Raw genomic sequence first — 14,827 nt, 5'->3', positions numbered from 1 at the left:
TATCGGCAATCGCCTGCACCGCCCGCCCCACTGCCTTCTGCGTGGCCGCGACGACGTCGGCATTGGCACCGCCACCCACCGGCTCCACCACGGTCAGGCGGCAGGCCCCGCCGCGACGGTCATCCGAGCGCGTGATGGTCCAGCCAAGGCTGGCCTGGACCTGGCCGTTGCGGGCTGCGTCGAAATCGCGCAATTCCACGTTGATGCGATAGCTGGCCTGGTCCGCCGGCCGGCCGCCGCGCGAGACGTCGATGGCTCCCAGCCTTGCGGCCACGCCAGCGGCCAGCGCATCGCGCAACTCATTGTTGAAGGGCGAGGACCAGCGGTCCTGCTCCAAGACCTCCACCCGGGTGGCATCGCTGCGCACCACCAGTTGCGGCCGCGCCAGGCGATCCGGCACCGACACCGGCATCACCTCGATGAAGGTCTGCGGTCCCTGGCTGGCCGTGCGGGCGGCGGCACCATCGGCCGGTACCGCCAGCGTGTAGAACTGCGTCGGCGGCGAACTGCCGCAGGCGGCCAGCAATGCTGCGGCCAGTGCGGCCGCCGCCAGGGTCTTGAGGGAGAACGAAGTCTTGTCGTGCATCATGGCTCCTGTTTGCCCCGGATCAGCGATTCCGGATGCTGTTGCAGGTAATCGGTGAGGATACGGATCGAGGCCGCAGCCTTGCTCAGTTCCTGCATGGTCTGGCGGATATCGGACTGCAGCGGCGCGTCATCCGAGAGCGTGCGCTCGGCCGCATTCAAGGTCTTGCGCGCATCCTTCATCGCGGCCTGCATCTCGGGTGCGATGTCGTTGTTGATGCGGGCTGCCGTCTGCTCGGCCGTGGTCAAGGTCTTGTTCAAGGTCTTGAGCGTGGTCTGCAGGTCGCGGCCGATCTCGTCGAACGGCACCTTGGAGAGCTTGCCGGCAATGTCGGAGAGCTGCTGCTGCAATTCATCCAGGCTGCCCGGGATGGTCGGCAGTTCCAGCGGGACCTTGTCCGGATCAATCTGCGCCGGCTTGGCCTTGGGGAAGAAATCGATCGCCACGTACAGCTGGCCGGTCAACAGGTTGCCGTTGCGCAGCTGGGCACGCATGCCGCGCTTGACCAGCATGCGCAGCAACTGTGCGTTGGAACGGCGCTGTTCGCCGGTCTCTTCGTGGAAGCGACGGCCCAAACGATCCGGATAGATCTGGATCAGCACCGGCATGCGGAATTCGCCGCGTGCCTTGTCGTATTCCACCCCGATGCTCTTGACCTCACCCAGCACCACGCCGCGGAAGTCCACGGTGGCGCCCGGTTGCAGGCCGCGCAGCGACTGGTCGAAATACAGCAATGCGGTCTGCGGCACGCCGTCCGGTTCCTTCATGGCCGCACTTTCGTCTTCCACCAGCGCATATTCGCTGCCCTCCTTGGCCGGCGGACTCACGCGCTCTTCATCACGGTCGCGGAAGGCAATGCCGCCCAGCACCACCGTCGACAGCGCCTGCGTATGCAGCTTGAAGCCGCTGGCGTTGAGTTCCATGTCGAAGCCGCTGGCATGCCAGAAGCGCGAGGCCTGGGTGACGAATTTGTCGTAGGGTGCATTGACGAAGATGCGCAGCGTCACGCCCCGGCCATCGCTGTCGAGGTCATAGGCGACCACCTGCCCGACCTTGATGCGGCGATAGAAAATGGGAGACCCGATATCGAGCGAACCGAGGTCATCGGTATGCAGCACGAACTGCCGCCCCGAGGCATCGCGGGTGACGATGGGAGGCTGCTCCAGGCCGACGAAGTTCTTCTTGGTCTCTTCCGAAGCACCGGCATCGGCACCGATGTAGGCACCGGAGAGCAAGGTGCCCAATCCCGAAATACCGGAGGCGGCAATGCGTGGACGGACCACCCAGAAGCGCGTGTCTTCGGCATTGAAGCCGGAGGCATCCTGGTTCAACTGGATACCGACCAGCACGTGCGAACGGTCGGCCGCCAGCTTCAGGCTCTGCACCTGGCCGATTTCGACATCCTTGTATTTCACCTTGGTCTTGCCGGCTTCCAGTCCTTCAGCGGAGCGGAAGCTGACGGTCACCACCGGGCCACGCTCGACCAGGATCTTGGCCACCAGGGTCAGGCCGACGATGGCGGCAACGATGGGAATGAGCCACACCAGCGAGGGCAGCCAGTTGCGCTGGCGTGCGCGGCGCGGCTGCAACAGCGCCGGTTTGTCATCGGAATGGTCGGGTGGAGTCATGCGGTTTCCTGTGGCTTGTTGGCGTTGTCATGGGGAGAAACTGGTCCTGGGTGAGGCTTGCTCGGGGCGTCCGATAACGGATCGATTACGCGCTCATCCCAGATCAGGCGCGGATCGAAGGCCAGCGAGGCCAGCATGGTCAGCACCACCACCGCACCGAAGGCGGCGATGCCGATGCCGGCGTGGATGTTGGCAAACCCGTGGATCTTGACCAGCCCGGTCAATACCGAGACGACGAAGACGTCCAGCATGGACCAGCGTCCGATGGCTTCGACCACGCGATACAGTTTGGCGCGTTGCAGGCGGCGCCAGCGGCTGCGACGGCGGGCCGAGAACACCAGGATGCCCAGCGCCACCAGCTTGAACAGCGGCACCAGGAAGCTGGCCACGAATACCACCAGCGCCAGGCCCCATTCGCCGGAGGTCCAGAAATAGATGACGCCGGAGAGGATGGTGTCGCGCTGCTCATCGAACAAGGTGCTGGTGACCATCACCGGCATCATGTTGGCCGGGATGTACATGATGCAGGCGGCAATGAGGAGCGCCCAGGTACGCGTGAGGCTGTCGATTCTGCGCACGTGCAGGGGTGCGTGGCACACGCCGCAGGGTTGATGGGGCTGGGCGTCTTCCCACACGGTGCCGCAGTGATGGCAGCCGATCACGCCCAGGGACGCGGCATCCTGCACGTGCAGGTCTTCATCCGGCTCCTGGGTGATGTCGGGCGCATGCGGGGCGGCCTGGCGCTTGAAGAGGCTCATGCACCAGCCTCCTTGTCACCGTATTGCTCGGCTTGCTGCTGTTCCCACAGGTGCCACAGGTAGCGCGGATTGAAGGACACCACGACCGTCAGCAGCACCGTCAATCCGCCGAAGGACCATAGTGCCGGACCGGGGATCACCTCGGCCATGTTGGAGAGCTTGATGAGCGCTACCAGCACGCCCAGCATGAAGACTTCGATCATGCCCCAGGGGCGGGCCGCCTGCATCAGCCGCACCAGCAGCACGAAGCCGGGTGGCCGGGCATCGCGTGCTCCGGGCAGCAACAGGTAAAGCAGCACACCGAGCTGGATGAGCGGGAACAGCAAGGTCGTGGCCAGCACCAGCAGCGCCACTTCGGACATGCCATCGCGGGTCAATGCCACCACCGCACCGATCAGCGTGGTCTGGCTGGACAAGCCCTGCAGCTCGATGGTGACAATCGGGAAGGTATTGGCAATCACGAACAGGATCAGCGCCCCGATGGTCAGCGGCAGCAGGTGCTGCAGGCGGCGGCCGGTATCGCGCTCCAGCTCGGCGCCACAGCGCAGGCAGCGGGCAATCTCGCGCTCGCCTAGCGTCATGCGCTGGTAGACGGCGTCGCATTCTTCGCAAACGATGAGGTCGGTGCGTTTTTGCATGGATGATCAGGGTTCTGGCGATGCGCTCCCGGGGTGGCAGAAGCGTCGCCCTACTTTGTTTGTTGTTCGTGGCAGGCGCTGGTGCCGGTACGACAAGTGAGCCTGCTATTGATATTGAAAAAGGACCACTGCAGCGCTTGTTTTGGAGCATTTTCACCCGGCAGCGTTCCATCCTCACAAGGAATTGATGCGCCAGCAATAAAAATAAATGACCGGCCGGTTATTAACAAGACGATTCTAGCAACGAAATTGTTGGAATGCGCTCTTCTTTTACGTTTGCAAAAAAGATAGCCCTTGACAGACGCCAGCCCGATCTTCTACATTGCACGGATGACTTCCGCAGCAATCACTTCCATCCGCCACAACAGCGCCAGCGCCCTGCTAGCGTTGCTATCGGTGTCGCTACTACTAGCCTCGCGCTAAAATCCGTAGTTCCTGCCGTTTCCGCTGACTCCACGCGATCCGGCAACTCCAAAAAATCCAGCAGCATCCGGCAGTACAACCAGGCAGTGACGGGCTATCCATAATGGGAGCTGGCGTCGCCGCCCACCAGGCGAAGCATATGCATTCGATGATCCGCACAATCCGCAACCAGCGCACGCAGCCCTTGCAGGCTGGCCGCGCGCTGCGGGAGATGCCGCCTCTGGCTCTATGAAGGGTTGCCTGGCCACGCGCTCGTGGCAGCCAGGCAACCCGATCCGCCACATCTGACGCACTGAAGCATTCCAGTAATTGAACTGAATGAACTGAAGCATTCCACGCCATCCGGAAACCAAGAGGTCCATCATGATGTTAAGCAACCCCGCCGCCAAATACCGTCCCTTCCCCGCCATCGACCTGCCCGACCGCACCTGGCCCAGCAAGGTCATCGACACGCCGCCGATCTGGATGAGCACCGACCTGCGCGATGGCAACCAGGCCCTGATCGAACCGATGAACGCCGAGCGCAAGCTGCGCTTCTTCGAACTGCTGTTGAAGACTGGCCTCAAGGAAATCGAAGTCGGCTTCCCCTCCGCCTCGCAGACCGATTTCGATTTCGTGCGCAAGCTCATCGTCGAGAACCGCATTCCCGATGATGTCACCATCATCGTGCTGACCCAGTCGCGCGAAGAACTGATCCGCCGCACCGTCGAATCGCTGGAAGGCGCCAAGAAGGCCATCGTCCACCTGTACAACTCGGTGGCCCCGGCCTTCCGCAAGATCGTCTTCAACATGTCGCGCGAGGAGATCAAGAACATCGCCGTCACCGGCACCCGCCTGGTCAAGGAACTGACCGATGCGCGCCCGGGCACCGAATGGCGCTTCGAATACTCGCCGGAATCCTTCAGCACCACCGAACTGGATTTCTCCAAGGAGATCTGCGATGCCGTCTGTGAAACCTGGGGTGCCACCCCGCAGCGCAAGATCATCCTGAACCTGCCCTCCACCGTGGAGTGCGCCACCCCCAACGTCTATGCTGACCAGATCGAATGGATGTGCCGCAACCTGAAGCATCGTGACAGCGCCATCATCTCGGTGCACCCGCACAATGACCGTGGTACCGCCGTGGCCTCGGCCGAACTGGCCGTGATGGCCGGCGCCGATCGCGTCGAAGGCTGCCTGTTCGGCAACGGCGAGCGCACCGGCAACGTCGACCTGGTCACGCTGGCATTGAACCTGTACACCCAGGGCGTGAACCCGGGCCTGGACTTCTCCGACATCGACGTGGTGCGCCAGGTCGTGGAAGAGTGCAACCAGATCCCCGTTCACCCGCGCCACCCGTATGTCGGCGACCTGGTCTTCACGGCCTTCTCCGGCTCGCACCAGGATGCCATCAAGAAGGGCTTCGCCAAGCAGCAGCCCGACGCCATCTGGGAAGTGCCCTACCTGCCGATCGACCCGGCCGACCTGGGCCGCAGCTACGATGCCGTCATCCGCGTCAACAGCCAGTCCGGCAAGGGCGGCATGGCCTACCTGCTGGAACAGGAATACGGCCTGGCCCTGCCGCGCCGTCTGCAGATCGAGTTCTCGCGCGCCATCCAGCGCGAGGCCGATGCCACCGGCAAGGAAATCGCCGCCTCCGACATCCACGCCATCTTCCAGCGTGAATACCTGGAGCGCGTCGAACCCTACGTCTATCGCGCGCACCGCATGTCGGAAGACACCGCCAAGGCCGAGTCCATCAACATCGAAGTCGACATCGTGCGCAATGGCCAGCCGGTCACCGTGCGCGGCAGCGGCAACGGTCCCATCGATGCCTTCGTGCACGCACTGGGCCTGGACATCAAGCTGATGGACTTCCATGAACACGCCATCGGCGCCGGTGCCGACGCCAAGGCCGCCAGCTACATCGAGCTGCGCCTGAACGAAGCGCCGACCGGTTTCGGTGTTGGCATCGATGCCAACATCGTGACTGCCTCCTTCAAGGCCGTGCTGTCTGCCGTGAACCGCCAGATCGCCATCAGCGAGAGCGCCAACCAGGCTGGCTCCGCACAGGCCAAGGCTGCCTGAAACGGAATCCGGCCGGCGATCCCGGCCAGTTCCTGAACCCGACGCCGCCCTACCGGGCGGCGTTGTTGCGTTAACGGCTTGGCGCTTGCACCAAGCTCAGCCGTTGATCTTGTCCTCCTGCCATTGTGGCCTGCCCACCACGTTGACGCGCGGAAACCCGCGCCCGCCGCGCCTTTTCTTGACGCCGGACAATTCTGCAGAATTTGCTTGAGTCAAACGTCCTCAATGAACGTAACTGGCTTATGATAGATTTTCTGGTCGTCACACCAGTTCAAGGCCGCGCGTCCCGGCCCCAATACAAGCAAGCCGCAGCCACATTTTTCGGGGGGAAAATCATGCGCTTCAACAACTTCAACATTTCTACACGTCTGGCCATCGGATTCTTGGCCTTGATCGTGGTGATCGCTGCCATCGTCACACTGAGCCTGGCGCGCCTGGGTGACATCAACAAGGCACTGGATCTGGTGGTCAATGACCGCTACAAGAAAATCAACATCATCAACAGCATATCCGGCAAGGTGGATGATGTCGCCATCTCGCTGCGCAACCGGTTGCTGATGACCGATCCGGCGCAGGTTGCCAATGAGCAGAAGCTCATTGATGAGCTCTCTGCAGAGAACACCAAGCTCTACGATGAACTGGGGCGCCTGATTGCCAATCCGGAGGCCCGTGCCAAATTCGACAAGGTCACCGAAACCCGCAAGAGCTACGCGGCCCTGCGCAGGGAGATCGAACGGCTCGCCACTACTGGGGATAGAGATACGGCCATCAAGCTGATGCTGGAAAAGATGGTGCCACTGCAAAAGGTGTATTTCGGCCAGCTCGATGATCTCTCCAACATGCAGCAGAAGCTGATGGACCAGTCAGTTGAGGATGCCGAAGCCACTTACACCACCACGCGCAACATCATGCTGGTGGCCGGCATCGTCTCGGCACTCTTCGCCGCCTTCATCGCATGGACCATTTCGCGCAGCATCACCCGCCCGCTGAGCCGCGCGGTGGCAGTGGCAGAGACCGTCGCCGCCGGGGACCTGACCGCCGTCATTGACGCCCATTCCACCGATGAGACCGGACGCCTCCTGCAAGCCCTGGCAGCCATGAACCAGAAGCTCAAGGCCATCGTGCTGGAAGTGCGGCGTGGCACCGACTCCATGGTCACCGCTTCAACCCAGATCGCTACCGGCAACCTCGATTTGTCCTCGCGCACCGAAGAACAGGCCAGCGCCCTGGAAGAAACCGCCTCCTCGCTGGAACAGCTGACCTCCAGCGTCAAGCAGAATGCCGACCACACCCGCAAGTCCAGCGAGCTGGCCGGCAATGCCACGCAGGTGGCCAACCAGGGTGGCGAGGCCGTCAAGCAGGTGGTGCAGACCATGGGCGCCATCAACGACTCATCGCGCAAGATCGTGGACATCATCTCGGTCATCGATGGCATCGCCTTCCAGACCAACATCCTGGCCTTGAATGCCGCCGTGGAAGCGGCCCGCGCCGGCGAACAGGGACGCGGCTTCGCAGTGGTGGCATCGGAAGTGCGCGGCCTGGCGCAACGTTCGGCGACCGCCGCCAAGGAAATCAAGGAGCTCATCAATGACTCCGTCGGCCAGGTCACGGCCGGCACCGAGCTGGTCGCCCAGGCCGGCAGCACCATGGATGAGGTCGTGCAGAGCATCGAGCAGGTCAGCCACATCGTCGGTGAGATCTCGGCTGCCACGCGCGAGCAAAGCGATGGCATCGAACAGGTCAACCAGGCCATCATGCAGATGGACAACACCACCCAGCAGAACGCCGCCCTGGTGGAAGAAGCCGCAGCCGCCGCACAGGCGCTGCAGGATCAGGCACAGCGCCTGCTGGAACTGGTGAGCGTGTTCCGTCTCGATGATGTGGGCGCAGCGCCCTCGCCGGCACTGCGCACTGCCCCCCTGCGCGCAGCTGCATCGGCACCAGCATCAGCCCTGCCTGGCAAACCCGCTGCCGCCAAGCCGCAGGCAGTGCGTGCTGCGCCTGCCACGCCGGCGCCGCGCGCGCTGCCGGCCAGCACCAAGGAAGACAAATCGGAAGAGTGGGAGACCTTCTGAGCCGTTGCCGCCCAGGGTCGCTGACGGCCCCGGGCTGCAGGGCCGAAGACGATCAGCCCTGGCGGGCCAGGCGGATACCGCTGACCTGCCAGCGCGCAGTGGCGGGGAAGAAGTTCCGATAGGTCAGCCGTGCGTGGTTCAGCGGCGTGGCCGACGAGGACCCCCGCAACACGTACTGGTTGACCATGAATTTGCCATTGTATTCACCTACCGCACCGGCGGCGGCCGTGAAGCCCGGATACGGGGCATAGCTGCTGCTGGTCCATTGCCAGGCGACGCCAAAGAATTCACGTCCGCCTCCCTGCAGGCGAGCCGCGGCATGTTCCCATTCGGCTTCGGTCAGCAGGCGCGCGCCAGCCCAGCGGGCGTACGCGTCGGCCTCGTAATACGAGAGGTGAACGGCGGCGCGATGCGGCTGCAACGGCTGCACACCGTACTCGGTGAATTCCTGCCACCTTCCTTCGCTGCCCCGGCGCCAGTACAGCGGATGCGACAGGCCCTCCCGCTTCTTCCACTCCCAGCCTTCGGAGAGCCACAGTCCGGCATCCTCATAGCCGCCAGCCTCGACGAAGGCCAGGTATTCGGCATTGTTCACCAGACGCGAAGCACACTGGTAAGCCTCGACGAACTGGCGATGGCGCGGTGTCTCGTTGTCGAAACAGAAGCCGTTGCCAGCGTGGCCGATCTCGACCACGCCCGCTTCGATACGATGCCACTGCAAATCCAGCTCAGCCGGATCATCCAGCCGCAAGCTCATCGGCAGCGGCTGGTAAGCGGGCTGCAGCGGGTTCATCGACAGCAGCACCTTGATGTCGGTGAGCATCAGCTCCTGGTGCTGCTGCTCGTGTTGCATGCCCAATTCCAGCAGGGACAGGAAGTCGGCCAGTTGCGGGTGTTCGCTGCCGCCCCCCCCGGCGTCTGCATGCGCATCCGCCTCCAGCGCATCGATCAGCAGCAGCATGCGCGCATCGACCTGCTCGCGGTAAGCCAGCACCTCCTCCAGTGAAGGACGCGTGAGCAGGCCGCGCTGCGGGCGCGGGAATTTCTCCCCTACCCCTTCGTAATACGAATTGAAGAGCATGCGGAACTGCGGATGGAAGGGCGTGAAACCACTCTGGAAACGTTCCAGCAAAAAGGTCTCGAAGAACCAGGTGGTATGCGCCAGGTGCCATTTGATGGGACTGGCGTCGGGCATGGCCTGCACGCAGCAATCCTCCGCCGACAGCGGTTCGGCAATGAGCAGCGACTGCCGGCGCAGCCGCCGGTAGCGGCCCCCCAGGCGCTCGCGCGGACGGTGGTTGACCTGCTGCACGGCGGCATCGATGACGGCATCGATGGTGGCCGCCGTGGCGGCTGCCACCACTGCCATGGGGCCGATGTTCTGCTCTTCATCCTGCATGGCGTCGGGGGCGTGGGTGATGACGGAAGGCATCCGGTCTCCTGCAAATATCGGTGAATCAGTGATCGCGCATCCAGCAACGGCAGCGGCTCTCAGCGCGCCTGCGCATGGCAGACCGCAAACCAGCGCCGCTGGTCGAACCACATGCGGCAGTTGCCGAACCCGGCTTGCTCCAGCAGGCCGAGAATGTCCTGCTCGGTGAATTTGTGGCTGTATTCGGTATGGATGCGCTCGCCCTGGCGGAAGGTGCGACGCCCATCCGGCCAGCGCACGATCAGGTCGCGCCGCGCTTCCAGATACATTTCGATGCGCTGCTGGCGGGCGTTGTAGAAGGACACATGGCGCCAGTCGCGGGGGTTGAAATCGGCGCCGGTCAAGGCGTTGACGTGGTTGAGCACGTTCAGGTTGAAGGATGCGGTCACGCCGATGGCGTCGTCATAGGCCGCCTCCAGCACCCGCACATCCTTGACCAGGTCCAGACCGATCAGGATGCCGCCATCGCCCTTTCCGGGCGGCAAGGCGGCGCGCACGCGGCGCAGGAATGCCAGTGCCTGCCGGGGATCGAAATTGCCCAGGGAAGAGCCGGGATAGAAGAACAAGCGGCGCTGCCCATCGACGGAAGCGGGCAGTTCCAGCGTGGTCGAGAAATCCATGGCCAGCGGCAGCATGGGCAGTTGCGGGAAGCGCTCCTGCAAACCCGCCACCGACTGATGCAGGAAATCGGCGGAGATATCCACCGGCACATACTGGCGCGGCTGCAAGGCCGCGAACAGCGAGGCCGCCTTGGCACAGTTGCCCGCACCCAGGTCGATGAGCGTACAGCCCTGGCCCACCGAGGCAGCAATGGCCTGCTGGTGGGTGGCATGGATGGCCGCTTCGGTGCGGGTGGGGTAATACTCGGGCAAGGCGCAGATGGCCTCGAAGAGCTTGCTGCCCAGCGGATCGTAGAAGTACTTGGGAGAGATGACTGCCTCGGGGGCGGCGAGCCCGGCCAGCAGTTCGGCCTGCGGCGCGCCTTGGTCTGGCGCGTCCTCCCAGCGGGAGGGGATCAGTGCGGGTTGGGCCAAGCGATTCTCCTTGCCTGTGATGGGGTTGGGATGATGCTGATGCCTGCTGCTGCGCTGCTCCGGTCGAGCTGATGCCCTCGAATCCGCATAATGTAGCAGGGGGATGCAGGCAGGCAATGGCTGACGAACAACATTGCCGGGGTGCGCAAACTGCGCTCAATGCGCGGACTGTCTATACTTATGCCTCTTCCGACTAAGGCAGCCGCCCGGTGGTTCAACGCAGCAACAAGATTTTCCTGCGCTGCAGAGCGACTGGCCGTGTGGCAACATGCACGGCGCGCTTCACCTGGCTGTCTCAACCGCTCATCCATGTCCATGTCATCCACGACTCCTCCCCGCAATGCCTCTCCTGCTGCTGACGTGACGCCCGCCGCCGATTCGCCCACCGCCCGCAAATCGGCCCTGGCGGCGCTGCGCGGACTGGCCCCCTTCCTCGCCCCCTACAAGAAGCAATTCCTGCTGGCCGGCCTGGCGCTGCTGGTGGCGGCCGGCGCCACGCTGGCGGTACCCTATGCCTTCAAGCAGATGATCGACCTCGGCTTTGGGGCGGCCGGCAGCAAGAGCGCCACCCACATCAACCTGTATTTCGTGGCCCTGTTCGGCGTGGCCTGCGTGCTCGGAGTGGCCACGGCGGCGCGCTTCTACATGGTGTCCTGGCTGGGCGAACGCGTCACGGCCGACCTGCGCAGCGCGGTCTATGCCCACGTGGTGACGCAGAGTCCCGAATTCTTCGAAACCACCAAGACCGGCGAAGTGCTCTCGCGCCTGACCACCGACACCACGCTCATCCAGACCCTGGTGGGCACCAGCATTTCGATGGCGCTGCGCAATGCCTTGCTGTTCCTGGGCGGCATGAGCATGCTCTTCATTACCAGTGCCAAGCTGACCTCCATCATCATCGTCATGCTGGCCGCCGTGGTGCTGCCCATCGTGTTCTACGGCCGCCGCGTGCGCAAGCTCTCGCGCGCCTCGCAAGACCGGGTAGCCGACGCCGCCGCCATGGCCGGTGAGATCCTCAACGCCATGCCGACCGTCCAAGCCTTCACCCATGAAGAGATTGAGGCGCGCCGCTTCGGCGACTCGGTCGAGCGCGCCTTCCAGACCGCCATGGACCGCATCCGCGCGCGTTCGCTGCTGACGGTGGTGGCGATCCTGCTGGTGTTCGGCGCCATCGTCTTCGTGCTGTGGCTGGGCGCGCATGCGGTCATGCAAGGCAGCATGAGCGGGGGCGAGCTCGGTCAGTTCATCCTCTACGCATCCCTGGTCGCAGGTTCGCTCGGTGCACTCTCGGAAGTAATGGGCGATACCCAGCGTGCCGCCGGCGCCACTGAACGCCTGCTCGACCTGCTGGCGGCCCAGTCTCCGGTGCAGTCGGTGCTGCTGCCGGAAAAATTGCCGCCGCGCACCGCCAACGGTGCCGCACTGCAGATCGAGGCGCTGGACTTCCACTATCCCTCGCGCCCCGGGAGCGCTTCGCTGTCGGGCTTTTCGCTGGACGTGCGTGCAGGAGAAACGGTGGCCGTAGTCGGCCCGTCGGGAGCCGGCAAAACCACCCTGTTCCAGCTGCTGCTGCGCTTCTACGACCCGCAGCAGGGCAGCATCCGGCTCGATGGCGTGGACATCCGCTACCTGACCCTGCAGGACCTGCGCAATGCGATCGGTATCGTGCCGCAGGACACCGTGATCTTCTCGGCCAATGCCATGGAAAACATCCGCTTCGGCCGACCCGGTGCCAGCGACGCCGAAGTGATCGCCGCCGCCCAGATGGCCGCAGCCCATGAATTCATCGAACGGCTGCCGGACGGCTACCAGTGCTTCCTCGGTGAACGCGGCGTGCGTCTCTCCGGCGGCCAGCGCCAGCGCATCGCCATTGCCCGCGCATTGCTGAAGAACCCGCCGCTGCTGTTGCTGGATGAAGCCACCAGCGCGCTGGATGCCGAATCCGAACGGCTGGTGCAAAGCGCCCTGGAAGCCGCCATGGTCGGCCGCACCACGCTGGTCATCGCGCACCGGCTGGCCACCGTGCAGCGGGCCGACCGCATCATCGTGCTGGAACACGGGCGCATCGTCGAGACCGGCACCCATGCCGAACTGGTGGCGCGCGATGGGCTCTACGCCAGCCTGGCGGCGCTGCAGTTCGAGACGCAATGAGGGAACACAGCGGGGACCGCCGACGCATTTTCCGGAAATCCCCTAGACTGCGCATCTCGGCATCTCCCGGATGCCACGACATGACAGGAGTTCTTGCATGAGCAGTCAATTGTTTTCGCCCCTGACCCTGCGCGGGGTCACCTTGCCCAACCGCATCGCCGTCTCACCGATGTGTCAGTACTCGGCCGAGGACGGCTTCGTCAACGATTGGCACCTGGTGCACCTTGGCAGCCGCGCCGTGGGCGGGGCCGGCCTGGTCATCATGGAGGCCACGGCAGTCGTCCCGGAAGGCCGCATCACCAGCGCCGACCTCGGTATCTGGAAGGATGAGCACATTGCCCCCCTGCGCCGCATCACCCGCTTCATCGAACAGCAGGGCGCGGTGCCGGGCGTGCAGCTGGCGCATGCCGGCCGCAAGGCCAGCGCCCTGCGCCCCTGGGATGGCCCGGCCGGCAGCGTCCCGGTGGCCGAGGGGGGCTGGCTGCCGCAGGCGCCATCGGCCCTGCCCTTCGACACCACCTATACCGAACCGCACGCCTTGACGGTCGCCGAGATCGCCGCGCTGGTCCAAGCCTTTGCCGATGCCGCGCAACGCGCACTGGCGGCCGGCTTCAAGGTGATCGAACTGCACGGTGCACACGGCTACCTGGGCCACCAGTTCCTCTCGCCGCTGAGCAACCGGCGCACCGACCAGTACGGCGGCAGTTTTGAGAATCGCATTCGCTTCCTGCTGGAAACGGTGCAAGCCACCCGCGCCGTCTGGCCGGCCGAGCTGCCCCTGCTGGTGCGCCTGTCGGCCACCGACTGGAGCGAAGGCGGCTGGAACGCCGATGATACGGTCGCCCTCTCGGCCCGCCTGCGTGACATGGGTGTCGATCTGGTCGATGTCTCCACGGGCGGTAACCTGCCCTCGGCGGCCATCCCTGTCGGCCCCGGTTACCAGACCGGCTTTGCCGCGCGTGTGAAAAACGAGACCGGTATCGCCACCGGCACGGTCGGCATGATTACCGAAGCGATCCAGGCCGAACACGTGCTGCGCACTGGCCAGGCCGACCTGGTGCTGCTGGCGCGCGAACTGCTGCGCGATCCCTACTGGCCGCTGCATGCCGCACAGCAGTTGCGCGAAGACGTGGCATGGCCGCCGCAATATGTGCGGGCCGCGTCCAGCAAGACGCCGTTGCGTCCGGATGTGCAATACGGCAGCAAGCAGGACTGAGCCGCTCCCACCCGAAGCGCGAAAGAAAAATGCCGGTCAGCTCTGCGCTGACCGGCATTTTTTATTGCCTCGGCGTCGGTGGAGCAATCAGCCCGGACGACGCTTGTGGCGGAAGTACTCGATGATGCCCGGCAGGATGGACAGGACCACGATGGCCACGATCAGCAGGCTCAGGTTTTTCTTGACGATGGGCAGGTTGCCGAAGAAATAGCCGGCATAGCCGAAGCTGGCCACCCAGGCGATGCCGCCGATGACGTTGTAAAGGAAGAAGCGCGAATAGGTCATCGCGCCCACGCCCGCCACGAAGGGCGCGAAGGTGCGCACGATGGGGGCGAAGCGGGCAATGATGATGGCCTTGCCGCCGTGCTTTTCGAAGAAGGCATGGGTCTTCTCCAGGTACTCCTTCTTGAAGATGCGCGAGTTTGGCTTGTCGAACACCTTGATGCCCAGCATCTTGCCGATCTGGTAGTTGGTGCTGTCGCCCAGGATGGCAGCCACGATCAGGGTCAACAGCATCAGGTGGATATCGTAGGCGCCAGTAGCGGCCAGTGCGCCGGTGACGAACAGCAGCGAATCGCCCGGCAGGATGGGCGTGACCACCAGGCCGGTTTCGCAGAAGATGATCAGGAACAGGATCAGGAACAGCCAGGGTCCATAGGAAACGGCCAGTTCGGCCAGGTGACGGTCGATGTGGACGATGAAATCGACCAGGAACAGAAGGATATCCATAAGCCTGTGTGAAAGAGGGAAGGTGGCGAAAAGTGGGCATTGTACCAACAGCGCGCCGTCCCCCCGCGAAAATTGATGCAGTGCCACAGC

At 63.9% G+C, this 14,827-nt stretch carries 11 protein-coding genes; 4 read left to right on the top strand and 7 right to left on the bottom strand.

The window, feature by feature from the left end; genetic code table 11:
• From FYB76_RS26315 to FYB76_RS26300, 4 genes are all read right to left on the bottom strand, one after another.
• Positions 1-589, bottom strand: a 589-nt coding sequence (locus FYB76_RS26315) for a PqiC family protein (protein WP_154135584.1), incomplete at its 3' end; no start/stop codon positions are given.
• Entirely contained in the window at positions 586-2,214 is a 1,629-nt protein-coding gene (locus tag FYB76_RS26310) for an intermembrane transport protein PqiB (protein WP_088754827.1), read from the bottom strand. The genes FYB76_RS26310 and FYB76_RS26315, both read right to left, overlap by 4 nt.
• A complete protein-coding gene (locus tag FYB76_RS26305) occupies positions 2,211-2,972 on the bottom strand; it encodes a paraquat-inducible protein A (protein WP_154135583.1) in 762 nt (253 codons plus the stop codon). Before FYB76_RS26305 ends, FYB76_RS26310 begins: the two co-directional genes overlap by 4 nt.
• Entirely contained in the window at positions 2,969-3,610 is a 642-nt protein-coding gene (locus FYB76_RS26300) for a paraquat-inducible protein A (RefSeq protein ID WP_154135582.1), read from the bottom strand. The genes FYB76_RS26305 and FYB76_RS26300 overlap by 4 nt, the downstream gene beginning before the upstream one ends.
• A 786-nt stretch (positions 3,611-4,396) precedes the next feature.
• Between FYB76_RS26300 and leuA the strand changes: the two genes are divergently transcribed.
• Both leuA and FYB76_RS26290 read left to right on the top strand, forming a co-directional pair.
• Positions 4,397-6,100, top strand: coding sequence for a 2-isopropylmalate synthase (gene leuA, locus FYB76_RS26295; RefSeq protein WP_145604389.1), 1,704 nt, complete (start codon positions 4,397-4,399; stop codon positions 6,098-6,100).
• Positions 6,101-6,435: 335 nt separating this feature from the next.
• On the top strand, positions 6,436-8,175 hold the full coding sequence (locus tag FYB76_RS26290) for a methyl-accepting chemotaxis protein (protein WP_154135581.1): 1,740 nt from the start codon (positions 6,436-6,438) through the stop codon (positions 8,173-8,175).
• 52 nt (positions 8,176-8,227) lie between these two features.
• Here the strand turns inward: FYB76_RS26290 and egtB are convergent, their stop codons facing one another.
• Together egtB and egtD are read right to left on the bottom strand one after the other, a co-directional pair.
• Positions 8,228-9,607 (bottom strand): ergothioneine biosynthesis protein EgtB, encoded by a 1,380-nt coding sequence (gene egtB / locus FYB76_RS26285; protein ID WP_154135580.1) that lies wholly within the window; start codon positions 9,605-9,607, stop codon positions 8,228-8,230.
• A 59-nt stretch (positions 9,608-9,666) separates the two neighbouring features.
• Positions 9,667-10,641, bottom strand: coding sequence for an L-histidine N(alpha)-methyltransferase (gene egtD / locus FYB76_RS26280; RefSeq protein ID WP_088754821.1), 975 nt, complete (start codon positions 10,639-10,641; stop codon positions 9,667-9,669).
• A 309-nt stretch (positions 10,642-10,950) separates the two neighbouring features.
• Between egtD and FYB76_RS26275 the strand changes: the two genes are divergently transcribed.
• Together FYB76_RS26275 and FYB76_RS26270 are read left to right on the top strand one after the other, a co-directional pair.
• Positions 10,951-12,792, top strand: a complete 1,842-nt coding sequence (locus FYB76_RS26275; RefSeq protein WP_154135579.1) for an ABC transporter transmembrane domain-containing protein — start codon at positions 10,951-10,953, stop codon at positions 12,790-12,792.
• Positions 12,793-12,889: 97 nt separating this feature from the next.
• Positions 12,890-14,008, top strand: a complete 1,119-nt coding sequence (locus FYB76_RS26270) for an NADH:flavin oxidoreductase/NADH oxidase (RefSeq protein WP_154135578.1) — start codon at positions 12,890-12,892, stop codon at positions 14,006-14,008.
• Between the two features lie 87 nt (positions 14,009-14,095).
• Here the strand turns inward: FYB76_RS26270 and FYB76_RS26265 are convergent, their stop codons facing one another.
• On the bottom strand, positions 14,096-14,737 hold the full coding sequence (locus FYB76_RS26265) for a DedA family protein (protein ID WP_088754818.1): 642 nt from the start codon (positions 14,735-14,737) through the stop codon (positions 14,096-14,098).
• Positions 14,738-14,827 lie beyond the last annotated feature (90 nt).

It is taken from the genome of Herbaspirillum sp. CAH-3, assembly GCF_009668275.1.
Taxonomy (GTDB): Bacteria; Pseudomonadota; Gammaproteobacteria; order Burkholderiales; family Burkholderiaceae_D; genus Herbaspirillum; species Herbaspirillum aquaticum.
The sequence above is the reverse complement of the archived record's forward strand: the minus strand, read 5'-3'. Positions and strand labels throughout refer to the sequence as shown.